The sequence below is a fragment of the Thermocrispum agreste DSM 44070 genome, assembly GCF_000427905.1.
Classification (GTDB): Bacteria; Actinomycetota; Actinomycetes; order Mycobacteriales; family Pseudonocardiaceae; genus Thermocrispum; species Thermocrispum agreste.
Genome location: NZ_ATYX01000008.1, coordinates 33,025 through 58,029, shown reverse-complemented (window position 1 = coordinate 58,029; position 25,005 = coordinate 33,025). Strand labels below are relative to the sequence as shown.

Annotated in this window: 20 protein-coding genes; 19 read left to right on the top strand and 1 reads right to left on the bottom strand. The window is 69.7% G+C overall.

What is annotated here, in order from left to right:
• Positions 1-177: 177 nt before the first annotated feature.
• Positions 178-1,329 carry an o-succinylbenzoate--CoA ligase gene (menE, locus tag YWY_RS0106315; RefSeq protein WP_028846912.1) on the bottom strand — a complete coding sequence of 384 codons (1,152 nt, stop codon included), beginning with the start codon at positions 1,327-1,329 and terminating at the stop codon, positions 178-180.
• Between the two features lie 106 nt (positions 1,330-1,435).
• On the opposite strand from menE, the gene YWY_RS0106310 reads away from it, so the two are divergent.
• The 19 genes from YWY_RS0106310 to nuoK all read left to right on the top strand — a co-directional run bounded on the left by YWY_RS0106310 (position 1,436) and on the right by nuoK (position 24,969).
• Positions 1,436-1,711, top strand: coding sequence for a hypothetical protein (locus YWY_RS0106310; RefSeq protein ID WP_028846911.1), 276 nt, complete (start codon positions 1,436-1,438; stop codon positions 1,709-1,711).
• A gap of 34 nt (positions 1,712-1,745) precedes the next feature.
• Positions 1,746-3,557: a glutamine--fructose-6-phosphate transaminase (isomerizing) gene (gene glmS, locus YWY_RS0106305; RefSeq protein ID WP_028846910.1), complete on the top strand. Its 1,812-nt coding sequence runs from the start codon at positions 1,746-1,748 to the stop codon at positions 3,555-3,557.
• A gap of 186 nt (positions 3,558-3,743) precedes the next feature.
• The gene (locus YWY_RS0106300) at positions 3,744-4,850 is read left to right on the top strand and encodes a ScyD/ScyE family protein (RefSeq protein ID WP_028846909.1); all 1,107 of its coding nucleotides are present in this window, start codon (positions 3,744-3,746) and stop codon (positions 4,848-4,850) included.
• 468 nt (positions 4,851-5,318) lie between these two features.
• Positions 5,319-7,007, top strand: coding sequence for a 2-succinyl-5-enolpyruvyl-6-hydroxy-3-cyclohexene-1-carboxylic-acid synthase (gene menD, locus YWY_RS0106295; RefSeq protein ID WP_028846908.1), 1,689 nt, complete (start codon positions 5,319-5,321; stop codon positions 7,005-7,007).
• A gap of 345 nt (positions 7,008-7,352) precedes the next feature.
• Complete coding sequence (locus tag YWY_RS24880) at positions 7,353-8,039, top strand: DUF3592 domain-containing protein (RefSeq protein WP_342665095.1); 687 nt, start codon at positions 7,353-7,355, stop codon at positions 8,037-8,039.
• 117 nt (positions 8,040-8,156) lie between these two features.
• Positions 8,157-9,692: a M1 family metallopeptidase gene (locus YWY_RS0106285; protein WP_028846907.1), complete on the top strand. Its 1,536-nt coding sequence runs from the start codon at positions 8,157-8,159 to the stop codon at positions 9,690-9,692.
• 1,144 nt (positions 9,693-10,836) lie between these two features.
• The gene (locus YWY_RS20600) at positions 10,837-11,610 is read left to right on the top strand and encodes a class I SAM-dependent methyltransferase (protein WP_084609050.1); all 774 of its coding nucleotides are present in this window, start codon (positions 10,837-10,839) and stop codon (positions 11,608-11,610) included.
• A gap of 139 nt (positions 11,611-11,749) precedes the next feature.
• On the top strand, positions 11,750-13,045 hold the full coding sequence (locus tag YWY_RS0106270) for a geranylgeranyl reductase family protein (protein WP_051309910.1): 1,296 nt from the start codon (positions 11,750-11,752) through the stop codon (positions 13,043-13,045).
• Between the two features lie 1,077 nt (positions 13,046-14,122).
• Positions 14,123-14,515 (top strand): NADH-quinone oxidoreductase subunit A, encoded by a 393-nt coding sequence (locus YWY_RS0106265; protein WP_028846905.1) that lies wholly within the window; start codon positions 14,123-14,125, stop codon positions 14,513-14,515.
• On the top strand, positions 14,506-15,144 hold the full coding sequence (locus tag YWY_RS20595) for a NuoB/complex I 20 kDa subunit family protein (RefSeq protein ID WP_084609049.1): 639 nt from the start codon (positions 14,506-14,508) through the stop codon (positions 15,142-15,144). The genes YWY_RS0106265 and YWY_RS20595 overlap by 10 nt, the downstream gene beginning before the upstream one ends.
• A 127-nt stretch (positions 15,145-15,271) precedes the next feature.
• Positions 15,272-15,961, top strand: coding sequence for an NADH-quinone oxidoreductase subunit C (locus tag YWY_RS20590; protein WP_051309998.1), 690 nt, complete (start codon positions 15,272-15,274; stop codon positions 15,959-15,961).
• Positions 15,958-17,349, top strand: coding sequence for an NADH-quinone oxidoreductase subunit D (locus tag YWY_RS0106250; protein ID WP_028846904.1), 1,392 nt, complete (start codon positions 15,958-15,960; stop codon positions 17,347-17,349). Before YWY_RS20590 ends, YWY_RS0106250 begins: the two co-directional genes overlap by 4 nt.
• Positions 17,346-18,056, top strand: coding sequence for an NADH-quinone oxidoreductase subunit NuoE (gene nuoE / locus YWY_RS0106245; RefSeq protein ID WP_028846903.1), 711 nt, complete (start codon positions 17,346-17,348; stop codon positions 18,054-18,056). Before YWY_RS0106250 ends, nuoE begins: the two co-directional genes overlap by 4 nt.
• On the top strand, positions 18,049-19,347 hold the full coding sequence (gene nuoF, locus YWY_RS0106240) for an NADH-quinone oxidoreductase subunit NuoF (RefSeq protein WP_028846902.1): 1,299 nt from the start codon (positions 18,049-18,051) through the stop codon (positions 19,345-19,347). Before nuoE ends, nuoF begins: the two co-directional genes overlap by 8 nt.
• Positions 19,344-21,890, top strand: a complete 2,547-nt coding sequence (locus tag YWY_RS20585; RefSeq protein ID WP_051309906.1) for an NADH-quinone oxidoreductase subunit G — start codon at positions 19,344-19,346, stop codon at positions 21,888-21,890. Before nuoF ends, YWY_RS20585 begins: the two co-directional genes overlap by 4 nt.
• The gene (nuoH, locus tag YWY_RS0106230) at positions 21,887-23,263 is read left to right on the top strand and encodes an NADH-quinone oxidoreductase subunit NuoH (RefSeq protein WP_028846901.1); all 1,377 of its coding nucleotides are present in this window, start codon (positions 21,887-21,889) and stop codon (positions 23,261-23,263) included. Before YWY_RS20585 ends, nuoH begins: the two co-directional genes overlap by 4 nt.
• Positions 23,250-23,801, top strand: a complete 552-nt coding sequence (nuoI, locus tag YWY_RS0106225) for an NADH-quinone oxidoreductase subunit NuoI (RefSeq protein WP_028846900.1) — start codon at positions 23,250-23,252, stop codon at positions 23,799-23,801. The genes nuoH and nuoI overlap by 14 nt, the downstream gene beginning before the upstream one ends.
• Positions 23,798-24,673, top strand: a complete 876-nt coding sequence (locus YWY_RS20580; protein WP_038044658.1) for an NADH-quinone oxidoreductase subunit J — start codon at positions 23,798-23,800, stop codon at positions 24,671-24,673. The genes nuoI and YWY_RS20580 overlap by 4 nt, the downstream gene beginning before the upstream one ends.
• Positions 24,670-24,969, top strand: a complete 300-nt coding sequence (gene nuoK, locus YWY_RS0106215; protein ID WP_028846899.1) for an NADH-quinone oxidoreductase subunit NuoK — start codon at positions 24,670-24,672, stop codon at positions 24,967-24,969. The genes YWY_RS20580 and nuoK overlap by 4 nt, the downstream gene beginning before the upstream one ends.
• The last annotated feature ends 36 nt before the right edge of the window (positions 24,970-25,005 follow it).

Below are 25,005 nucleotides of genomic sequence, written 5' to 3'. Positions count from 1 at the left end.
CCTCGCTCGGTTTAGTGACCGTGCGCTGAGCAAAAAGGGCGTTCCGTGAGGTGTCAACTCGTAAACGTTTCACTTGGTGAAACACTCACTCGACAGCGTTAATAAATGTGAATGCGCAGGGTGATCATCATGTGGTGATCGCTGGGCGCTGAGTGTGGTTCTCGAGCGTGAATTCGCTCACGATTCGAGGGCGTCGCGCACCGCGCGACGGTCGACTTTCCCGGGGCCGCGCAACGGGAGTTCGGTGGCGAAGCGCACCACTTTCGGCGCAGCGGCTTTCCCTTCGCCGGCGCGGACATGTGCACGCAGCTCGGCCACCGAGGGCGGATTCGCCGGGTCGGTGGGCACGACGAGAGCGGACACGACTTCTCCCCATTCCGCGTCCGGAATGCCGACCACCGCGCACGCGCGGACCGCGGGGTGGCCGCGCAGGATCTGCTCGACCGCGGGCGCGGAAACCTTCACCCCGCCGCTGTTGATCACGTCGTCGGCCCGGCCAAGCACTTCCAGCACGCCGTCGGTGATCCGCCCGAGGTCTTCGGTGCGGAACCAACCGTCGTGCAGCTGCCACCGAGGCGCGCAGGCGGATTCGCGATAGCCCGAGGCCAGGACGGCTCCGGACAGCTCGATCCGGCCGGTCGGGCCGATGCGCACCTGAACGCCGTCCAGGGGACGGCCGTCGTAGACGCACCCGCCGCAGGTCTCCGTCATTCCGTAGGAGCTGATGGCTCGTACCCCGGATGTGCGTGCGTGCTCGCGCACTTCCCGGGGCAGTGCGGCACCACCGACGATGATGGCGTCGAACTCCCGGGCGGCTGCCAGCGCAGGTCCGCCCGCCTCGAGCAAGCGGACGAGTTGGGTCGGAACCAGGGCCGTGTAGTGCGGGCCGGGTTCGCTGAGCACCGGCTCGGCCGCGGCCGCGAATGCCTCCGGCCGGAATCCCGCGGACAGGTCCAGCACGCCCGGCTCGTGCCCGCTGAGCACCGAACGGACCAGAACCTGCAGGCCGCCGATGTATTGCGCGGGCGTGGCAAGCAGCCAGCGTCCCGGGCCGCCGAGACGGGCATGCGTGGCGTTGGCCGACGCGGTCAGTGCCGCCGCGGAGAGCAGCACGCCCTTGGGGTGGCCGGTCGAGCCGGACGTGGCGATGAGCACGGCGGTCGAGGAAGGCACCGGGTCGTCCGGCCGCATCGCGGTCACGACGTCCTTCGCCGTCGGGGCGGTCGCGTCGACCGGCAAGACCGGCGTCCCGCCGTCCAGCGCGTCCGCCAACGCCTGGGTCAGCGATCGGATGGACCGTTCGGAACCGTCGACCTCGACTACGCGCACGGCGCCATTGTGCCTGGGGCCCGCATCGCCCCTGTGACGGAGATTCTTGCCCGATTTCGGGCAAGAAATTGGCGTCAACTGGCCGCTGGCTGTCACTGTGGAAGGCGTGCGTGCTGTCGGAGAGCTCCCGGCCGAGCTCGTTCACCATGTCGCGGCCAGTACCGGCCTGCCGTCGGCGACCGCAGCGCGGGTGGTGGCCGACGTGATCGCCTACTTCGGCGAGACCGTCGAGCAGTACGTGCGCAGGCGGCATGCCGAACTGCGCAGGCGCGGGCACCGCAACGCGGAGATATGGCGGATGCTGGCCGCCGAACTGGCCACCCGGCCGGTCCGGGCGGGCGAGCTGAGCGAACGCCAGCTGCGCCGGATCGTGTACGGCTGATCCGGCGCCGAGGAGACGGAGAGGCAAAACCTACATGTGCGGAATCGTCGGTTACATCGGCGCGCGTCCGGCGTCGGACATCTTGATCGAAGGACTGCATCGGCTGGAGTACCGCGGCTACGACTCCGCGGGTGTGGCGCTGGTGCATCGCGGGCGGCTCAAGGTCACCAAGGCCGCGGTTCGCGTCGCGGAGCTGCGCGAGCGCCTGGACGGCGGTGTGCCCGCCACGATCGGGATCGGCCACACGCGCTGGGCCACCCACGGTGAACCGAACGACGCCAACGCGCACCCCCAGGTCGACGCGGCGAATCGCATCGCCGTGGTGCACAACGGCATGCTGGAGAACGCCGACCAGCTGCGTGCGGAACTGACCGCTGCGGGCGTCGAACTGCGTTCGGACACCGACACCGAGGCGATCGCTCACCTGGTCGCGCAGGCACTCGACGGCGGGGCCTCGTCGTTGCAGGAGGCCGTGCGCACCGCGCTGAGCAAGGTCGACGGGGCCTACGGGCTGGTGGTGCTGGACGCCCGCAACCCCAACGAGCTGGTCGTGGCGCGCAACGGCAGCCCGATCGTCATCGGCATCGGCGACGGCGAGATGTTCGTCGCCTCGGACGTGGCCGCGCTGGTCCGGCACACCCAGCGGGTGGTCTACCTGGACGACGGCGAACTGGCCACCCTCACCGCGGACGGCTTCACCACCAGCGCGGGCGCCAAGACGCCGACCACGGTCGACCTGGACGACGTGGACTACCAGCTCGGCGGCTACCCCGACTTCATGCGCAAGGAGATCGACGAGCAGCCGGACGCCGTGCGGCGTGCGCTGCTGGGCCGGCTCGACGAGCGGTTCGCCACCGCACGCTTGGGCGGCCTCGGCATGGATCCGCGTGAACTCCGCGCGGTGAGCCGGGTGAAGTTCCTCGGCTGCGGCTCCGCCTACTACGCCGGCCAGATCGGCGCCAACCTGGTGGAAGAGCTGGCCCGCATTCCCGCGGACGCCGAGCCGGCGTCGGAGTTCCGCTACCGGAACCCGGTCATCGAGCAGGACACCCTGTACGTCGCGGTCAGCCAGAGCGGCGAGACCGCCGACACCCTGGCCGCGGTGCGCGAGCTGAAGCGCAAGGGCGGACAGGTGATCGGAGTGGTCAACGCGGTCGGCAGCGCGATCGCGCGGGAGTGCGGCAGCGGCGTGTTCCTGCATGCCGGGCCGGAGGTCTCGGTGGCCTCCACCAAGGCCGTCACCAGCATGAGCGTGTGTTTCGCGATGCTGGGTTTGCTGCTCGGCCGGGTGCGGGACCTGTCGGTGGCGCACGGTCAGCGCCTGGTGCGCGGGCTGGCCGCGCTGCCGGAGCAGATCGCGGAAATCATCAAGGACGAGGACGCCATCGCCGAGACGGCCCGGCGGTTCCTGGACGCCAAGCGGATGTTCTTCATCGGCCGGGTGCGCTGCTGGCCGGTGGCCAGGGAAGGCGCGCAGAAGCTGAAGGAGATCTCCTACCTGCATGCCGAGGCGTATCAGGCGGCGGAGCTCAAGCACGGGCCGCTGGCGCTGATCGACGAGGACATGCCGTCCGTGGTGCTGGTGCCCGACGACGAACTGCTGGCCCGCAACATCGCCACCATCGAGCAGATCAAGGCGCGCGGCGGGCCGGTCATCGCGGTGACCAACGCCGAGCTGCCCGACGGCCTGGCCGACGCGGTGCTGCGCATCCCGCGCAACGAGCCGGAGCTGGACCCGATCCTGCTCACCATCCCGCTCCAGCTGTTCGCCTATCACCTGGCCAAGGCGCTGGGCAGGGACATCGACAAGCCGCGCAACCTGGCCAAGAGCGTCACCGTGGAGTAGGCCGCGACGCGGGCGGAACGGTCCCGGCACCGGTGCTCGCCCGGGTGTCCCGGTCGGCCGGTGCGGAGGAACGCCCTGGTCCGGGCGGGTGACACCCGCCGGGGTGGGCGGCTACGCAGGGTCTAACCGGGCCCCCGGGCAAGCCGACATACCTCCCGGAGGATTCCGCGAGGAGAGGACCCGATCATGCGGCGCTCACGCATCCTTGCCCTGCTCGGCGCGACCAGCGCGGTCGCGGGTGAGCACCGGGGTGGTGGTGCGCCGCAAGTCGTGGCGAAAGGCCTGGACAACCCGCGGGGGCTGGCGTTCGGTCCGCACAGCGCGTTGTACGTGACCGAAGCAGGCTCCGGCGGGTCGGGGCCGTGTTTCGCCGGCCCGGAAGGTGACGAGGTCTGCTGGGGCGCCAGCGGTGCGGTCACCGTGGTACGCGGTCGTCACCAGAAGCGGGCGGCCACCGACATCGGGTCGCTCGCCGCGCCGGACGGCACGCAAGCCATCGGCCCATCGGACATCGCGTTCCGCAACGGCAAGGCTTATGTAACGGTCGGCCTGGGTGCCGACCCGGCGATGCGCGATCAGCTTCCCCTGCTCGGCAGGAAGACCAACGGCTGGCTGCTGAAGAGCGGATGGCACGGGCTCGTCGGCGCCGCGGACGTCGCGCGGTTCGAGGCGAAGAACGACCCGGACAAGGCCGGGCCGGACAGCAACCCGAATTCGGTCGTGGCCGAACGGCGCGGCCAGGCCGTGGTCGACGCGGGCGGCAACACCCTGCTGTGGGTCAAGCACAGCAAGATCCGCGTGCTGGCGAAGTTCCCGGAGCGCACGATCGTCGCGCCGGACTTCCTGGGTCTCCCGCCAGGGACGAAGATCCCGTTGCAGTCGGTGCCGACGTCCGTGGCCAAAGGTCCGGACGGCGCCTACTACGTCGGTGAGCTGACCGGCTTCCCGTTCCCGCAGGGCAAGGCGCGGGTGTACAAGGTCAAGCCGGGCCACGAACCCAAGGTGGTGGCCTCCGGCTTCACCAACGTCATCGACATCGGCTTCCACCACGGAAAGCTCTACGTGCTGGAAATCGCGCACGCCGGGCTGCTGAACGCCGAGCAGGACCCACGCGGCGCGCTGTACCGGGTGGGGCACCACGGCAAGAAGCTGATCAAGCACACCGGCCTGGTGATGCCGGGCGGGCTGGCCCTGCGCGGCGGCAACGCCTACATCTCCAACTGCAGCGTGTGCCCGGCGGACGGCAGCTCGCCGCTCGGCACGGGGCACGTGCTGCGGGTTCCGCTCAAGTGATTCGCGGGTGAGGGTCGACGGCCGAGGCGTCCGGTGGCGTCTCGGCCGTCCGCACGTTCTGGCCGTCGGCAGGTTGTGGGCGCGGCGTGTGGGGATTCCGCCACAGCCGTCGGCAGGTTGTGGGCGCGTCCGGATTCCGCCACAGCCACGCGTGCTCGTGGAGCCGGTATGGCGTGGTGGAACTCTCCTGGCGTGCGGCTGTCCTCGCGCGCAGGCACGCATACCCTGGGCGACAGGAGGGCAAATCGCCCAAATGTCGTGGGTGACGCCCACAGGCGTGACGCACCGGCGCACGGTCGATGAGAACGGCCGCCCGACCACGCGTGACGCCCGCGGGCGTCACGCACCGGCCTCTCGCCGCCTGTGCCTCGACGGCGGGGCCGCTTGCCCCGTTGAGCCGGCCGGCACCGGGAGCATTCCTGCGGCGGCTGAAACAATGCAGGGAATCGATCGGAAAGGGAGCGGCTGGTGAACCCGTCGACCGCGCAGGCTCGGGTGATCGTCGACGAGCTGATCCGCAACACGGTCAGCCACGTCGTGCTGTCGCCCGGGTCCCGCAACGCGCCGTTGTCGCTCGCCTTGTACGACGCTGCCGCGGCCGGCCGGATCGAACTGCATGTGCGGATCGACGAACGGTCCGCGGCGTTTCTCGCCCTGGGCATCGCGGCACGCACCGGCCGCCCGGCCGCAGTGGTGTGCACGTCGGGCACCGCCGCCGCCAACTTCCACCCGGCGGTGCTTGAGGCGGACCGGGCGGGCGTCCCGCTCATCGTGCTGACCGCCGACCGGCCGCCGGAGCTGCGTGCCGCGGGCGCCAATCAGGTCATCGAACAGAACAAGCTGTACGGCGACGCGGTCCGTTACTTCGCCGAGCTGGCGGTGGCGGGTGAGCACGCAGGCCAGAACGCCTATTGGCGCAGCCAGATCTGCCGTGCCTGGAGCGCCGCCTACGGGGAGTGGCGGTCCGGGCCGGTGCATCTCAACATCCCGTTCCGCGAGCCGCTGGTGCCGGACGGCGACGACGAATGGAGCGAATCGCTGGACGGTCGCCCGAACGGCCAGCGCTGGACCGAGCTGCCGGACTACGGCGCGGCGCCGGCTTTCGTGATCCCGTCGACCAGAACCGGGCTGGTCGTCACGTGCGATTCCGGTACGTCCGCGGTGAGCGAATGGGCGGCGGAGCACTCCTGGCCGATCATGGCGGAGACCGGGCCCGCCGGGTTGTCCGGGGATTCGGCCGTGACCACCGGTCCGTGGCTGCTCGGCGTGCCGGAGTTCGTCGCCGCGCACCGGCCGGAGCAGGTGCTGTGCATCGGCCGCCCGACCGTGTTCCGGCAGGTGCAGGCGCTGCTCGCCGACGCGGACGTGGAAGTGCTGCTGGTGCGCCCGGACACCGACTGGCCGACCCCCGCGCACAACGTCCGCCAGGTCGGTCAGTGGTTCGCCGAACCGAGCAAACCCGCCGACCAGCAGTGGCTGCAGCGGTGGCAACGGGCCGATCGGCTGGCACGCGAAGCGGTCGCGCGCACCCTGGCCGCCGAGCCGTGGCCGAACGGGCCTGCCATCGCGGCCGAGGTGCTTGCCACGATCCCGGACGGTTCGCTGCTGGTCGTCGGCTCGTCCAACCCCACGCGGGACATCGCGCTGGCTGGCGGTCCGGCGCGGCCGGGGATTGTGGTGCATCGCAATCGGGGCGTGGCGGGCATCGACGGGACCGTGTCCACCGCTGTCGGCGCCGCGCTGGTGCACAGCGCGCACGGGCGTCCCGCCTACGCGCTGGTGGGCGATCTGACGTTCCTGCACGACATCAACGGCCTGCTGCTGGGGCCGAGTGAGAAGCGCCCGGACTTGACCGTCGTGGTGGTCAACGACGACGGCGGAGGGATCTTCTCGCTGCTTGAGCAAGGAGACGACGAGCACGTCGACCGCTTCGAGCGGGTGTTCGGTACCCCGCATGGCGCTGACCTGGGAGCACTGTGCGCGGGGTACGGAGTGCCTTACCAGCTGGTGCGGACGCGTGAGGAGTTCCGAGACGTCCTGCACCCGGCTCCCGGTTTGCGCGTGGTGGAGGTGCGGATCGACCGGTCCGCGCGGCCGATGTTGCACGAGCGGCTGCAGGCCGCGGTCGCCGAAGCGGTGGCCACGCTCAGCGCGTGACGCGGGACGTGCGGAAACGTTTGGTTCCGCTATGGTGCGCATCACTCAGCGCGTGACGCGGGCTGGGACGTGGCGACGAGCTGACGGACCTTGGTCGTGGGCCCCGGTGACCAGTGACCGTGCGGCTCGGTGGCTCGCCTACCGTCTGTGCGCGCGATCGTTGCGGCCGGGCCGAGGTGCGAAAGGGCAAAGCGCGCTGTGGCCACGGTGCTCGAGCTCCATGACGTGATCGATCCGGCGGATACCCGTCAGCTGCGTGCCCGCCCGTCGCGTAACAGCCGCCGGTGACGACGACGCGTGCGGCACCCGGGGTGCGAGTGCCGTCCGGGCCGTTACCCTCAGCGAATGACCAACCAGACGGATGCCAGGCAAGCGGACCGGCGGCGACGGTTGCTGCGCTTGATCGTGCTCGGGGTGGCTGGTCTGGTGACGGTGATGGCCGCCGTGCTGGTCGTGGCCGCCTACCGCAACGACGCGGCCATCGAGGCCAATCGGGTCGCGGCGAACGCCCAAGTGATCTCCCAGGACTGGGCCAGGACCACGGTGCGGTTCACCGGACCGGACGGCCGGGTGTTCATCTCCCAGGACGGCGTGCTCTACCCCGGCGGCCTGGTCGAGGGTCAGCGGCTGCTGGTGGAGTACGACGGCACCAATCCGAACCTGGTGCGGGTCGCCGGCCGGACGGCCGATCTCACCTTGCTCCCAGCGGGCAGCACGGTGGTGATCACGTGGCTGGTGGCCGCCCCGCTGCTGTGGTGGCTGCGGCCGAAGCGCTCCGGTGGTACGGGGAGCGTTGATGCGGCCGCCGGGACAAGCAGCGAAGACAGCGAAGACAAGGTCGGTGACAATTCCGGCGACAACGCCGGTGACAGTGCCGACGACAATGCCGGCGACAATGCCGACGAGAAGGTCGACGACAAGGCGGAGGAGAAGACTGCCGGGAAACCCGGCGAGACAGCCGACAGGAAGGCCGACGGCGATCCGCACCCGGCCGATGCGACGCGAAACTCGACATTCGTGACCGAGGATTAGGCCGGTTCTTGGGCCGATGGGGGACGACTCGGCACATCGGCTGGTCAATGTCGGTCCGGCTCGCTAGGTTCGCCATCGCGACTATCAGGGAGGTATGTCGCGAATTCGGAGGTCACCATGAGCCTGAGGAAACGGGCCGGATTCACCGCGGCCGCCACGGGGCTGACCGTCCTGTTGCTGTCGTCCACCGCGAGCGCCGCCCCCGGGGCGGGTAGTCCGGGGCTGGGGGATCCTTACTATCCGCTCGACGGAAATGGCGGATATGACGTCAGGCATTACGACATCAGTGTGACGTATCAGCCGAAGACCGATCGGCTTTCCGGTACCACGACGATTCTCGCCAAGGCGAAGCAGGACCTCGGACAGTTCAATCTGGACTTCCTGCTGAACGTGGAATCGGTGTGGGTCAACAACCGCCCGGCGAAATTCACCACCGACGGTGGCGAGCTGGTCGTCGACCCGGCGCAGGATCTGCGCAAGGGCAGTCCGATGCTGGTCGTGGTCAAGTATTCGGACACGCCGCACAAGTACGAGCTGTACGGCTACAACGCGTGGAAGCAGACTTCGACCGGGGCGTTGGCGGTCGACCAGCCGCACATCGCGCCCTGGTGGTTCCCGTCGAACAACCATCCGACGGACAAGGCGACGTTCACCATCTCGGTCGCCGCGCCGAAGGGCCTCGAGGTGATCTCCAACGGCACCTTGATCGCCACCACCCAGCGCACCGACGGCATGGTGCGCTGGCACTGGGTCAGCAAGCAGCCGATGGCCACGTACCTGGCTTTCATGGCGATCGAGGACTACGACATCACCGAAGGCGTGGGGCCGGACGGCAAGCCGTACCTCAACGCATACGCCAAGGATCTGGAGTGGCCCAGCGCCGCCCGGGCGAGCGTCGAACGCACGCCGGAAATCACCGAGTTCCTGGAGACGAAATTCGGCAAGTATCCGTTCGAGACCAATGGTGGCGTCGTCTCCAGCAACGTCGGGTTCGCGCTGGAGACGCAAACCCGACCGGTCTACGATTCCAGGTTCTTCGCCGGCGGCTCCAACACCTACGTGGTCGCGCACGAGCTCGCGCACCAGTGGTACGGCGACTCGGTGTCGCTGAAGTCGTGGGACGAGATCTGGCTCAACGAAGGCTTCGCCTCCTACGCGGAATGGATGTGGTCGGAGGAGCAGGGCCAAGGCACGACGGACGAGATCGCGGAATACATCTACAGCGCGTACGACGCGGACGACCCGTTCTGGACCGTGTTGCCGGGCGACCCGGGTGCGGAGAACCAGTTCCACTCCGCGGTGTACGACCGGGGCGCGATGGCGGTCCACGCGCTGCGCAAGGCGATGGGCGACAAGGCCTTTTTCAAGCTGCTGAAGAAGTGGCCGAAGAAGAACCGCAACGGCTGGGGCAGCACGCCGGAGCTGATCAAGCTGGCCGAGCGGCTGTCCGGCAAGCAGCTCGACGAGGTGTTCCAGACCTGGCTGTACACCCCGAGCAAGCCGGCCACCAGCCCCAACGGTGAGCTGGCCGAGGCAACAGCTGCCGTCCGATCCGCGCAGGCGGAGCAGGCACAGGTCAAGGAGCCGAAGTCGCTGGCCAAGATCAAGCGGACGCACGCGTTGCTGCATCAGCGGGATGCGGCACACAACTAGCCGAACGATGCCGTTGGCGGGCCGTGCGGCGTGCGGCCGGAACGGACCGCCAACGGCGCACGTCGGATCGGACATGCGTGGCAAAGCACACATGTTGCAGGCGGCCGTGCTGTTGGCACTGCTGATGATGCTGCACGCGCTGACCAGCGCCATGCCTACTGAGCCCAGGCGCGACTCGGAGGCGAGTGCACGGCGGGGCGTCGACCCCACGGATGTGCGCACGAACGCACGTCCCTGAGACCCCTGCCTCGCCATACGCGGGCTTACCGGGACGCCTGGCCCAAGCGGGTTACCGGTGCCGCCGCCCAGCCCGGGTGTGGGCTCTCTGCCCGGGCGCGGTGGCGGATCTGGTGAAGTACGGCCGCTGGGTACGGGTCACGTTCCCTTTCCGGGCGCGGTGGCGTCCCGGCTGACTGCGGTGCTCCTCCGGCACGGTGGCGGTCCGGACCTGGCCACGGCGGCCAGGTCCTCGTAGGCCCGGCGGGGGCCGGGCGGGATGCGGGTCGGTGCTAATGCCTCAGGCGGGTCTCGGCGCGCAGCCGGCTCTTGGCGCGGTCGTCCGGGAGGGTTTGAACGGCCGCAGGTGGGTTGTCTTGGTGTCGGCCCGGCGTGGCCGTGACGGTGCTCTCCTACGTTGATGCTTCGGCGTGTTGGCCGGTCTGCTTGGGTGCCCGGCCTCGGACGGTTGCTGGCCTCGTCACCCAGCCGCGGTGCGGGCGGTCTGTCCGGCACCGTGGAGTCCTGGCTGAGGTGCGGATGCGGGCGCTTCGTCCGGGCGCGGGTGTTCTGGCCGGGGCAGGTTCGTGCGCACCGGCTCACTCGGGACTCGGTGTGTTGGCGTGGCGGGGGATGCCGCAGGTCGAGGGCTCGGTGTGCCCGGCTGGGCCTCGGGGGTCGAGGCCCAGCCCCGTGCTGGCGCCTGGGCGCAGGCCTCAGTGATCGACCTTCGCGGCGACCTCGGCCAGCCGAGCGGTTCGGGCACCGTGCCAGGATGCGCGGTTCGGCACCGCGTCAGGATCGCGTCGGTTCCAAGCGCGGCGGGGCGATGGTGCTCGTGCGCGTTCTGCTGACCTGCCGTGCACGGACGGTGACCGGCGAGACCCGTCGGCCAGGGCCCGCTGACCAGGGCGACTAGGCTGGCCCCATGGTGCGCGCCAGCCTGGACAAGAATCCGCGCGAAGTCGCCGCGATGTTCGACGGCGTCGCGAAGGGCTACGACCGAGCGAACTCGTTCATGACGTTCGGGTTCGATCGCCGGTGGCGCGTGTTCACCAGCCGCACGTTGGATGCCCGGCCCGGGGAGAAGGTGTTGGACCTGGCCGCCGGCACCGGAGTGTCCACCGTGGAGTTCGGTCATGCCGGCGCCTGGGTGGTGGCCGCCGACTTCTCCCTCGGCATGCTGCAGCAGGGGAAGCGGAAGCGGCCGGGCCTGCCGATGGTCGCCGCCGACGCGTTGCACCTGCCGTTCGCCGACGAGGCGTTCGACGCCGCGACCATCTGCTTCGGCCTGCGGAACTTCGTCGACCCGGGTGCGGCTTTGCGGGAGATCGCGCGGGTGGTGCGGCCCGGTGGCCGGCTGGTGATCTGCGAGGTGTCCACGCCGCCGTTCGCGCCGATCCGCTACCTGCACCGCAAGGTGCTGCTGCAACTGCCCAAGTGGATCGGCAAGCGCGCCTCGTCCAATCCCGAGGCGTACTCGTACCTGTCCGAGTCGTCCGCTGCCTGGCCCGCGCAGCGCGAACTCGGGGAGATCATCGCCGCGGCAGGCTGGGAAGACGTCGAGTGGATCAACCTGACATTCGGCGTCGTCGCGGTGCACCGAGCCGTCAAGCCGGCCAGACCCCAGGCCGCGCCGGAGGCCGCGCGCACCGACCAGCCGGCTCGCGAGCCCGAGTCAGCCGCACCGCAAACGCGCTGACGAGCGCGCTCGACTCTGGATCCTGCCAAGCGGCGACCGGAGTGGCGACCGGAGTGTTGCCTCGCTTTGCGGACTGCCGGGTACCTCTCAGGTCACAACGCGCGGAATTGCCGTGAGTGTGACCTCTACAGTTGCGTCTATGACGCAGAGCAGCAGCAGGCGCGGCCCGATGGACGACGCCGAGGTGATCGTTGTTGGTGCAGGTCCGGCGGGGTCGACCGCGGCGACGTATCTCGCTCGTGCCGGGCTGGACGTGCTGCTGCTGGAGAAGACCACCTTCCCGCGCGAGAAGGTCTGCGGCGACGGGCTCACCCCGCGCGGGGTCAAGCAGCTGATCGACCTCGGCATCGACACCCGCGAGGAAGCCGGCTGGGTGCACAGCACCGGACTGCGCATCCTGGCCGGCGACATCACGCTGGAACTGCCGTGGCCGGAGCTCACCAGCTATCCGCCGTACGGCGTCTCCCGCACCCGGCACGACTTCGACCACCTGCTGGCGCAGACCGCCCAGAAGGCAGGAGCCCGGCTGTACGAGAAGACCAACGTCACCGAGGCCGTGGTCGAGCGCGGCCGGGTGGTCGGGGTCAAGGCACTGGTCGGGCCGGAGCGGCAGCCGGTGACGTATCGCGCACCGTTGGTGCTGGCCGCCGACGGGGTCAACGCGAAACTGGCCCGAAGTGTGGGCATCGAGCGCAACGACAAGCGGCCGATGGGCGTGGCCGTGCGCCGGTACTACCGGAGCCCGCGCCACAACGAGCCGTTCATCGAGGGCCACCTCGAGCTGTGGGATCGCCGTGACCCGAAGAACCCCCGGCTGCTGCCCGGGTACGGCTGGGTCTTCCCGTTGGGCGACGGCACGGTGAACGTCGGTCTGGGCGTGCTGTCCACCTCCCCGGCTTTCCGGAACACCGACTACCGCGCGCTGCTGCGCACGTGGCTGGAATCCACACCGGAGGAGTGGGGCCTCCGCGAGGAGAACGCGGTGGGCAAGATCGGCGGTGCCGGGCTGCCCATGGGTTTCAATCGCACCCCGCACTACAAGGACGGCTTGCTGCTGCTCGGCGACGCGGGTGGCATGGTGAGCCCGTTCAACGGCGAAGGAATCGCCGCGGCCATGGAATCCGCCCAGCTGGCCGCCGAACACGTGGTGCAAGCCCTGGCTCGGCCGGCCGGACCGTCCCGGGAGCGGGCCCTGCACGGCTACACGATCGCCCTGCGGGAACGCATGGGCGGCTACTACCGGCTCGGCAACGCCTTCGCCAAAGCCATCGGCAAGCCCACGGTCATGCGCGTCGCCACCCGCTACGGCCTGCGGATCAACAAGCTCATCCCGCTGATCTACAAGGGCCTGTCCGGCTGCTACGACGCCCGCGGTGGGGACGCGGTGGACCGCTTGATCGCGGCGGCCTCGCGCATCACCCCGGCGCCACGCTAGGCCCACGCGGCGCCACAGAAGCAGCGCGGCCCCCGGCCCGGGCCACCACCGAGCGCAGGGCAGAGGGCTCCCGGGCCAGGCACAGGGCAGGGGCAGGCCGTCGGCCACCGAAGCCAAGGCAGGTGCGGACTCCCGGCCCGGGTCGCTCATCGAGTGCGGGTCAGGTGTGGATTTTCTGGGGATCGCGTTCTCGGCCGGGCAGAGGGCGGCGTGATTTTCGGGCGGTGTTGCCATCGGGGGTCGCAGTCGGACGCCGGGCGGTGTGGACTCCCGCCTCAGGTCGCCACTGAACGCGGGGTGGGCGTGTCTTCCGACCCGGGCTGCCACCGAACACAAGGAGCGCGGTCTCCCGGGTCGGCCACGACCGAACACGAGAAGACAGGCAGGCTCCCCCTGGCCGGGCACGACGGCTCAGCGACCTGGCGAGCGGTCGGCCCAGACGGCAGCCAACGGGCTCCCGGGACCGGTCACGGCCGAGACCCACCCGGCCGACCAGCCGACGCAAACTCGAGCCGCCCGTGACGCAGCAGTGGACGGCGGGTGGGTCGGTTCGTCTCCCACCGCACGCCGCCCAGCCCTCGATGCCCAAGCCGGCCTCGATGACCGGTTGCTCCGTGCCGCGTTCACGCCGCCTGGCCCGGCGTGGATCGCAGCGGGAGATCGGGCATCGCAGCGAGTTGCCCACGAGCGTTCTGGCGCCCGCCTGCGGCAGTCGGATCCCCAGCCCGTGTGAGTCTGCGCACCCCATCCACTCGCTGCCCGCTCCTCGGCAGCCCCGGAGCACGGCCGTCGTGGCCGCTGGCGACACCGTTCCACGAGGTCTGGACCGTGCGACCGTCCGGTGGGCCCACACTGCCCCGGGTATCTGCCGACCCGCGACCGATCCGCCGTTTTCCCTGTTCAGAAGCCCGCCGATGATCATGAGGGCAAGACCGGGGGACCCACGGGATACCCGGGCGACAGAAGAGTTATGGTCGTCCTACACTGCCTCTACAGCCGTTTGTGAAGACCTTCACAACGCGAGCGGACACGCTCGTGAAGAATTTCACAAGCGTGTCGAGGAAGGACGGAGTCGTCATGCCGGACACGGCGACCGCGGCAAGCGGACTTGGTACCTACCTGCCGCTGGTGTTGCTGCTTCTGTTGTCCTTCGGTTTCGCGGTCTTCTCCGTGACGATCGCTCCGCTGGTCGGCCCGAAGCGCTACAACAGGCAGAAGCTGCAGCCGTACGAGTGCGGAATCGAACCGTCGCCGCAGCCGGTGGCCGGTGGCGGCCGGATCCCGGTCAAGTTCTACCTGACCGGGATGCTGTTCATCCTGTTCGACATCGAGATGGTGTTCCTCTACCCGTACGCCGTGGCCGCTGACGCGGTGGGCATGTTCGGGTTCATCGCGGTCACGATCTTCATCGTCGCGATCACCATCCCGTACGTCTACGAGTGGGCGAGGGGCGGTCTGGAATGGGACTAGAGGAAAAGCTGCCCAGCGGCGTCCTGCTGGCCAGTGTGGAGAAGCTGGCCAACTGGGCGCGCCGCTCGTCGCTGTGGCCCGCCACGTTCGGCCTGGCCTGCTGCGCCATCGAGATGATGACCACCGGCGCGCCGCGCTACGACCTGAGCCGGTTCGGCATGGAGGTCTTCCGCGCTTCGCCCCGGCAGGCCGACCTGATGATCGTCGCAGGCCGGGTGAGCCAGAAGATGGCCCCGGTGCTGCGGCAGATCTACGACCAGATGGCCGAGCCGAAGTGGGTGCTGGCCATGGGCGTGTGTGCCTCGAGCGGGGGCATGTTCAACAACTACGCGATCGTCCAGGGCGTCGACCACATCGTCCCGGTCGACATGTACCTCCCTGGCTGCCCGCCCCGGCCGGAGATGCTGATCGACGCGATCCTGAAGATCCACGAGAAGATCAAGCACGAGCCGCTCGGCCCGGCGCGGGCCAGGCTCAAGGCCGAACGCGGTGAAGAGCTGGCGCTGCCGCCGTCCTCGCTGCGGTACGCGCGCAAGAAGGACCGCAAGGAGCGGGAAGCCGCCATCCCGCCGAACGAGCGGGAAGGCAAGCGCCGCAGCACGATCCCGCTGGAATTGCTGGAGCAATGACGCCGTGACCGACAAGCCCGAATCTGACGCCACCCCACCACCACAGCAGCAGTCGGCCGAGGCTGCCGCCAACACCGACCCCCAGCCGGGCACCGCGGGCTCGTCCGCCGACCGGCCGGGCGCCGGGCTGGAGCCGCGTGGGGCAGAACCCGCACGCGCGATCGTCGCGGGCCGCGAGCGCCGCGGCATGTTCGGCGTGCAAGGAACCGGTGACACGTCGGGCTACGGAGGCCTGCGCCTGCCCGCCTACACCCCGCCGGCGTCCGAGCGCCCCTACGGCGGCTGGTTCGACGCGTTCGCCGACGAGTTCTACGCCGCGCTCAACGACGCGGGCATCGACCCGTCGGTGATTCAGCAGACCACGGTCGACCGGAACGAGATCACCTTCTACGTCAAGCGCGAAGCCATTGTGGACGTCTGCCGCGTGCTGCGCGACGACGAGGGCCTGCGGTTCGAGCTGTGCAGCTCGGTCTCCGGCGTCGACTACGGCGTGGACGTCCCCCAGCGGCTGCACGTGGTCTACCACCTGACGTCGATGACCTACCGGCGGCGGATCCGCCTGGAGGTCGCGCTGGACGTCGACGACCCGCACGTGCCGTCCATCGTCGAGGTCTACCCGACGGCCGACTGGCAGGAGCGCGAGACCTACGACATGTTCGGCATCGTCTTCGACGGCCACCCGGCGCTGACCCGAATCCTGATGCCGGACGACTGGGACGGCTTTCCGCAGCGCAAGGACTACCCGCTCGGCGGGATCCCGGTGGAGTACAAGGGCGCCGAGATTCCGCCGCCCGACCAGCGGAGGGCGTACTCATGACGGAGAAGACGACGCACGGCGCCCAGCGGCTCAGCGACGTCACCACCGGTACCGACACCACCGAGCGTGGCAGCACCAGCGACCCCTACGCCCCGTCCAGGGAGACCACCGAGGGCCGGGTCTACACCGTCACCGGCGGCGACTGGGACGAGGTGATGGCCGACGTCAGCGGTGACGAGAAGATCATCATGAACCTCGGCCCGCAGCACCCGTCCACGCACGGCGTGCTGCGGCTGATCGTCGAGCTGGAAGGCGAGACGGTCACCGACCTGCGTTCGGTCGTCGGCTACCTGCACACCGGCATCGAGAAGAACGTCGAGTACCGCACCTGGACCCAGGGCGTCACGTTCGTGACGCGCATGGACTACCTGTCCCCGCTGTTCAACGAGGCGGCCTACTGCATGGGCGTGGAGCGGCTGCTCGGCATCGAGGCGCCGCAGCGGGCCCAGGTCATCCGGGTGCTGCTGATGGAGATCAACCGGATCGGCTCGCACCTGGTGGCCATCGCCACCGGCGGTATGGAGCTGGGCGCGCTGACCGGCATGACCGCCGGTTTCCGCGAGCGGGAAGAGGTGCTGCACCTGCTGGAGTACCTGACCGGTCTGCGGATGAACCACGCGTTCATCCGGCCCGGCGGGCTGGCGCAGGACGTGCCGGAGGACGCGGTCGAGAAGATCCTCGACTTCTGCAAGGTCATGGACAAGCGGCTGCCGGAGTACGACCGGCTGCTCACCGGCCAGCCGATCTGGCAGAACCGGCTCAAGGGCATCGGCTACCTGCCGGTGGACGCCTGCCTGGCGCTCGGTATCACCGGCCCGGTGCTGCGCTCCGCCGGACTGCCGTGGGACCTGCGCAAGACCGAGCCGTACCTCGGCTACGAGACCTACGACTTCGAGGTGCCCACCGACACCGCGGCCGACTGCTACGCCCGGTACCTGATCCGGGTGGAGGAGATGCACCAGTCGCTGCGCATCATCCGGCAGGCCGCCGAGCGGCTGAAGGAGCCGGGCCCGGTGATGGTGGAGGACCGCAAGATCGCCTGGCCTGCGCAGCTGTCCATCGGCTCGGACGGCATGGGCAACTCGCTCGAGCACGTCCGCAAGATCATGGGCCAGTCGATGGAGTCGCTGATCCACCACTTCAAGCTGGTCACCGAGGGCTTCCAGGTGCCGCCCGGCCAGGTGTACTCCCCGGTGGAGTCCCCGCGCGGCGAACTGGGCTACCACATGGTCTCCGACGGCGGCACGCGTCCGCTGCGCGTGCACGTGCGCGAACCGAGCTTCGTCAACCTGCAGGCCATGCCTGCGATGACCGAGGGCGGGATGGTCGCCGACATCATCGCCGCCGTGGCTTCGCTGGACCCGGTGATGGGAGGCTGTGACCGGTGACTCAGGCACCCGAGACGGTTTTCGGCGACGACATCGTCGCCAAGGCGCAGGAGCTCAAGGGGCGCTATCCCGAGTCCCGTTCGGCCCTGCTGCCCATGCTGCACCTGGTGCAGTCGGTGCAGGGCTACGTCAGCCGCGAGGGCATCGCCTTCTGCGCCGAGCAGCTCGGCCTGACCGAGGCCGAAGTGTCCGCGGTCGCGACCTTCTACACCATGTACAAGCGCCGCCCGTGCGGTGAGCACCTGGTCAGCGTGTGCACCAACACGCTGTGCGCGGCGATGGGCGGTGACGCCATCTACAAGAAGCTCAGCGAGCACCTCGGCGTCGGCCACGAGGAGACCGCCGGTGAGCCGGGCGAGCCGGGCTCGATCACGCTCGAGCACGCCGAGTGCCTGGCGGCGTGCGACCTGGCCCCGGTCATCCAGGTCAACTACGAGTACTTCGACAAGCAGACCGTCGAGTCCGCCGTCGAACTGGTCGACAAGCTGCGCAACGGGGAACGGCCCAAGCCGACCCGGGGCGCCGAGCTGACCGACTTCAAAACCGCCGAACTGCAGCTGGCCGGGTTCTTCCCGGAGGACGAGGAGCGGTTCGCTGCGGATGTGGACGGGCCGTCGGCCGCCGAGGAGACCCTGCGCGGTGCGGCGTTGGCCCAGGAGCGCGGCTGGATCGCGCCCCCGATGCCGGAGGAGGGATCGCGTGGCTGACACAGCGTCCAAGACCGACCCGCTCACGCCGGTGCTGACCAAGCGCTGGCTGTCCCCGAAGTCGTGGCGGCTGGCCACCTACGAGCAGCTCGAGGGCTACACCGCGATCCGCAAGGCGCTGCGCATGACGCCGGAGGAGATCGTCGAGCTGGTCAAGGAGGCCGGCCTGCGCGGCCGCGGCGGCGCGGGCTTCCCGGCGGGCGTGAAGTGGTCGTTCATGCCGCAGAACGAGGACAAGCCGCACTACCTGGTGATCAACGCCGACGAGGGCGAGCCGGGCACGTGCAAGGACGTCCCGCTGATGATGGCGGACCCGCACTCGCTCATCGAGGGGTGCATCATCGCCTCCTACGCGATGCGCGCGCACCGCTGCTTCATCTACGTGCGCGGTGAGGCGCTGCACTGCATCCGCAGGCTGAACAGCGCGATCCGGGAGGCCTACGCCGCCGGGTACCTGGGCAAGAACATCCTGGACAGCGGCTTCGACCTGGACATCACCGTGCACGCAGGAGCCGGCGCGTACATCTGCGGCGAGGAGACGGCGCTGCTGGACTCCCTGGAGGGCCGCCGCGGGCAGCCGCGGCTCAAGCCGCCGTTCCCGGCCGCCGCCGGCCTGTACGCCAAGCCGACCACGGTGAACAACGTGGAGACCATCGCCACCGTGCCGTACATCATCAACGGCGGCGCGGACTGGTTCCGCTCCATGGGCACCGAGAAGTCGCCCGGCCCGAAGATCTACTCGATCTCCGGGCACGTCGAACGGCCCGGTCAGTACGAGGCCCCGCTGGGCACCACGCTGCGCCAGCTGCTGGAGATGGCGGGCGGCATGAAGGACGGCATCCCGCTGAAGTTCTGGACCCCCGGCGGGTCGTCCACGCCGCTGCTGACCGCCGCCCACCTGGACGTGCCGCTGGACTTCGAAGGCGCCGCCGAGGCCGGGTCGATGCTGGGCACCACCGCGGTGATGGTGTTCAACGAGACCGTGTCGGTGCCGTGGGCGGTGATGAAGTGGACCAAGTTCTACGAGCACGAGTCCTGCGGCAAGTGCACGCCGTGCCGGGAGGGCACCTATTGGCTGGCCCAGATCCTGGAGCGGCTGGTCGAGGGCCGGGGCACCGAAGAGGACATCGAGACCATGCTCGACGTCTGCGACAACATCCTCGGCCGTTCGTTCTGCGCGCTCGGTGACGGCGCGGTGAGCCCGATCCAGAGCGGCATCAAGTACTTCCGGGACGAGTTCGTGGCGCTGTGTGAAGCCAACAAGCGCGAGCTGGTGGGAGCCTCGGCATGACACTTGCGCACCAGAAGCCTTCCGAGACGGCGCAGACCGAGGTGCCCGAGGGGCACGTGCGGCTGACGATCGACGGCCAGGAGGTCATCGCACCGAAGGGTGAGCTGGTCATCCGCACCGCCGAGCGGATGGGCATCGTCATCCCGCGGTTCTGCGACCACCCGCTGCTCGACCCGGCGGGCGCCTGCCGCCAGTGCCTGGTCGAGGTGTCCATGGGCGGGCGGCCCATGCCCAAGCCGCAGGCGTCGTGCACCATCACGGTCGCCGACGGCATGGAGGTCAAGACCCAGCTGACCTCCCCGGTGGCGGACAAGGCGCAAAAGGGTGTGATGGAGCTGCTGCTCATCAACCACCCGCTGGACTGCCCGATCTGCGACAAGGGCGGCGAGTGCCCGCTGCAGAACCAGGCGATGGCGCACGGCCGCACCGACTCCCGGTTCGTCGACCGCAAGCGCACGTTCCCCAAGCCGCTGAAGATCTCCACGCAGATCCTGCTGGACCGGGAGCGCTGCGTGCTGTGCCAGCGCTGCACCCGGTTCTCCCAGCAGATCGCCGGCGACCCGTTCATCGACCTGCTGGAGCGCGGGGCGCAGCAGCAGATCGGCACGTCGGAGACCGCCGAGCTGGAGAAGTCGGCGTCGCACACCCCGGACGGCACGCCGTTCCAGTCGTACTTCTCCGGCAACACCATCCAGATCTGCCCGGTGGGCGCGCTGACCTCGGCGCAGTACCGGTTCCGGTCCCGGCCGTTCGACCTGGTGTCCTCGCCCAGCGTCTGCGAGCACTGCTCGTCCGGCTGCGCGGAGCGCACCGACTTCCGCCGCGGCCGCATCATGCGGAAGCTGGCCGGCGACGATCCGGACGTCAACGAGGAGTGGATCTGCGACAAGGGCCGGTTCGCCTTCCGCTACACCACGGCGCGGGACCGGATCCGCAAGCCGCTGGTGCGCGGGGAGGACGGCGAGCTGCACGAGGCGTCGTGGCCTGAGGCCATGCGGCTGGCCGCGGAGGCGCTGCTGAAGGCGCGGGACGGCAAGGGCATCGGTGTGCTGACCGGTGGCCGCCTGACGCTGGAAGACGCCTACGCGTACCAGAAGTTCGCCCGCGTCGCCGCGCGCACCAACGACATCGACTTCCGCGCTCGCGCGCACTCCGCCGAGGAGCTGCAGTTCTTGGCTGCGCAGGTGGCCGGCACCACCCCGGAGCACGTCAGCTTCGCGTCGCTGGAGAAGGCGCCGATCGTGCTGTGCGTGGCCTTCGAGCCGGAGGACGAGGCGCCGATCGTGTTCCTGCGGCTGCGCAAGGCGGCCCGCAAGATGGGCACCCGGGTGGCTTTCGTCGGGCAGTGGACCACCTCGTCGGTGCGCAAGACCTCCGGCGAGCTGCTGGCCTGTGAGCCCGGCGGCGAGGCCGCCGCGCTCGACGGGATCGCCGAGCACGCCAAGGACATCGTCGAGGCGCTGTCCGCCGAGGGCGCGGTCATCCTGGTCGGCGAGCGGGCGGCCACCATGCCCGGGCTGTTCGCCGCGGTGCAGCGGCTGGCCGAACGCACCGGCGCCCGCGTGGCGTGGATTCCGCGCCGGGCGGGTGAGCGTGGTGCGCTGGACGCCGGTGCGGTGCCGACGCTGCTGCCCGGTGGCGCGCCGGTCACCGACGCCGGGGCCCGTGCCGCGCTGGAGAAGCTGTGGCGGCTGCCGGAGGGCTCGCTGCCTGCCGAGCCGGGCCGGGACACCGCGGGCATCCTGGCCGCTGCCGCCGCAGGCGAGCTGGACGCGCTGGTGGTCGGCGGTGTCGACCCGGACGACCTGCCCGACCCGCGGGCGGCGCGCGAAGCGCTGGACAAGGTCGGCTTCGTGCTGAGCCTGGAGATGCGCCCGTCGGCCGTCACCGAGCGGGCCGACGTGGTGCTGCCGATCGCCCCGACCGCGGAGAAGGCTGGCACGTTCCGCAACTGGGAGGGCCGTGACCGGCCGTTCGAGGTCACGCTGCAGAACACCGGCGCGGTGCCGGACTGCCGGGTGCTGGACACCCTGGCGGTCGAGATGGATGTCGACCTGTTCACCCAGACCCCGAAGGCGGCGCGGGCGGACTTCGTCCGGGCGGCGAACTCGGTCACCCGCCCGGCGGCCACGCCCGTCGAGGCCGCCCCCGAGGCCGAGCAGGCGAAGGCCGAGACGAACGGCCACGTGAAGCTGTCCACCTGGCGGCAGCTGATCGACAACGGGTCGCTGCAGGTTGAGGAGCCGCACCTGGCGGGTACCGCGCGTCCTGCCGTGCTGCGGCTGAACGAGGCGACCGCGCAGCGGCACGGCATCGTCCCGGGCGAGCCGGCGACGATCCGCACCGAGCGCGGCGAGCTGAGCTTCCCCGCGGAGATCGCCGACCTGCCCGACGACGTGGTGTGGGTGCCGTCCCGCTCGCCCGTGGGCGTGTACGAGGCGCTCGGTGTCGGACACGGCGGCCTGGTGCAGCTGAGCGCGGGCACCGCCGCCGGTGCCGAATCCGCGGAAGGTCCCGCCGGTGAAACGGGAGGTGCGGCGTGAGCACGCTGTTCCTGGCGCAGGCGCAGCAGGAGGCATCGCGCGCCGAAGTGCTGGCCGACGACCCCTGGTGGCTGGTGCTGCTGAAGGTGGTCGTGCTGTTCGCCTTCGGCGTGGTGATGACCCTGTTCATGATCAACTGGGAGCGCAAGGTCGTCGCCCGGATGCAGCACCGCGTCGGCCCCAACCGGGTCGGGCCGGGCGGCTGGCTGCAGTCGCTCGCCGACGGCCTGAAGCTGGCGTTCGTCGAGGAGATCATCCCGGACGGCGCCGACCGCAAGGTCTACTGGCTGGCCCCGGTCATCTCGTCCACCACGGCGTTCGTCGGCTTCGCCGTGCTGCCGTTCGGCCCGAAGGTGACGATCTTCGGCGAGGAGACCTACCTGCAGCTGGTTGACCTCCCGGTGGGTGTGCTGGTGGTGCTGGCCTGCTCGGCCGTCGGCGTGTACGGCATCGTGCTCGGCGGCTGGGCGTCCGGCTCGCCGTATCCACTGCTCGGTGCGTTGCGCTCGGCGGCCCAGGTGATCAGCTACGAGATCGCGATGGGCCTGAGCCTGGTCGCGGTCATCCTGTACGCGCAGTCGTTGTCCACCGGTGACATCGTGGACGCGCAGCAGAACGGCTGGTTCGCACTGCTGCTGTTCCCCAGCTTCGTGATCTTCGTGATCGCCATGGTCGGCGAGACCAACCGGGCGCCGTTCGACCTGCCGGAGGCCGAGTCCGAGCTGGTCGGTGGCTTCCACACCGAGTACAGCTCGCTGAAGTTCGCGCTGTTCTTCCTCGCCGAGTACGTGAACATGGTGGTGCTGTCCGGCTTCGCCGCCACGCTGTTCCTCGGCGGGTACATGGCGCCATGGCCCATCTCGGCGATCGGCGACGGGTACTTCAACACCGGCTGGTGGCCGGTGCTGTGGTTCCTCGTCAAGATGCTGGCGTTCCTGTTCTTCTACATCTGGCTGCGCGGCACGCTGCCCCGGTTCCGCTACGACCAGTTCATGCGGCTGGGCTGGAAGGTGCTGGTGCCGGTCAGCCTGGCCTGGGTGGTGCTCATCGCCGGGGTGCGGGCGCTGCGCACCGACGGCAACGTCGGCTCCACCGAGATCGTGATCTTCGGCGGCGCCGCGGTGCTGCTCATCGTGCTGCTGACGCTGCTGATCCCGGAACGCAAGGTCGAGGTCACCGACCGCATCCCGCTGGCGGGCAGCGGCTTCCCGGTGCCGCCCGCGGACCTGGAAGTGCCGGAGAAGACACCGCGGCAGCTCGCCCTGGAGAAGGCCGAGCGCAAGCGCAAGCGGCTGGCCAAGGCCGGTGCCGCCAGCACCACGAGCTCGTCGGCCAGTGCCGACAAGGAGGGCAGCGACGATGGGGATGCTTGATCCGATCAAGGGCTTCGGCGTCACCTTCTCGACGATGTTCAAGAAGGTGGTCACCGAGGAGTACCCGGAGGTCTTCTACCCGACTGCCCCGCGGTACCACGGTCGCCACCAGCTCAACCGGCACCCGGACGGCCTGGAGAAGTGCGTCGGCTGCGAGCTGTGCGCGTGGGCCTGCCCGGCGGACGCGATCTTCGTGGAAGGCGCCGACAACACCGAGGAGGAGCGCTACTCCCCCGGTGAGCGGTACGGCAAGAACTACCAGATCAACTACCTGCGCTGCATCGGCTGCGGGTTGTGCATCGAGGCGTGCCCGACCCGCTCGCTGACCATGCTCAACTTCTACGAGCTGGCCGACGACGACCGGCAGAAGTTGATCTACACCAAGGAGGACCTGCTCGCCCCGCTGCTGCCGGGCATGGAGGCGCCGCCGCACCCGATGCGGCTGGGCGACGACGAGCAGGACTACTACGTGCGGGGGCCTGAGCTGGCTCGGCAGGCCGGCCAGGACCGGCAGTCCAGCGAGGTGAGCGCGCAATGAGCTCGATGGTGCTGGCGCAAGCCGCCGGCGAGGTGTCCACCGGGGAAGCCGTCACGTTCTGGATCCTCGGTCCCGCCGCGCTGGCGGGCGGCCTCGGCATGATCTTCAGCCGCAGCGCGGTGCACTCGGCGCTGTGGCTGGTGCTGAGCATGCTCAGCCTCGGCGTGCTGTACATGGTGCAGTCGGCGCCGTTTCTGGGTTTCACCCAGATCATCGTCTACACCGGCGCGGTGATGATGCTGTTCCTGTTCGCGCTGATGATGGCCGGACGGGAGAACGCCGACTCGGTGGTCGAGGTGCTGCGCGGCCAGCGGGTGCTGGCGGCGTTGTTCGGCATCGGCTTCGCCGGGCTGCTGGTCGCCGGGGTGACCAGGGCACTGACCAACGTGACCCCGGCGCCGCAGCTCGACCCGAACAGCCCCACCGGCGGCGGGGCAGGCGGGCTCGGCAGGCTCATCTTCACCGACTACCTGTTCGGCTTCGAGCTCACCGCGATCTTGCTCATCGTGGCCGCGCTGGCCGGTATCGTGCTGGCCACCCGCGACCGCCGCAACGAAGGCGCGAAGAAGACCCAGAAGGAACTGGTCGAGGCGCGCTTCCGCGGTGAGTACAAGCGCAAGACGCCGTTCCCCGGTCCCGGCGTGTTCGCCACCTCCAACTCGGTGGCCACCCCCGCGCTGCTGCCGGACGGCCGGGTGGCGCCCGAGTCGCTGTCCGACCTGATCGAGTCGACCACCGCCGCGCAGCTGATCGCCAAGCACGAGCGGCTTGCCGTCGCGGCCGAGGACGCCAAGCGGGCCGAGCAGGCCAAGGCGCTGGTGAGCGGCTCGTCCGGCCGGGAGGGCTCGCCGGGTGAGGAGGAGGCGAAATGACCCCCACCTACTACCTGCTGCTGTCCGCGCTGCTGTTCACCATCGGCGTGGTCGGCGTGCTGGTGCGGCGCAACGCCATCGTGGTGTTCATGTGCATCGAGCTGATGCTCAACGCGGTGAACCTGACGCTGGTGACGTTCGCCCGGATCAACGGCGAGCTCGACGGCCAGGTGATGGCGTTCTTCGTGATGGTGGTGGCGGCCGCCGAGGTGGTGGTCGGCCTGGCCATCATCATGGCCATCTTCAAGTCCCGCCGGTCGGCCTCGGTCGACGACACCAACCTGCTCAAGTACTGATCATGTGGGGAGATTTGCCGATGTGCTGGCGTAGGG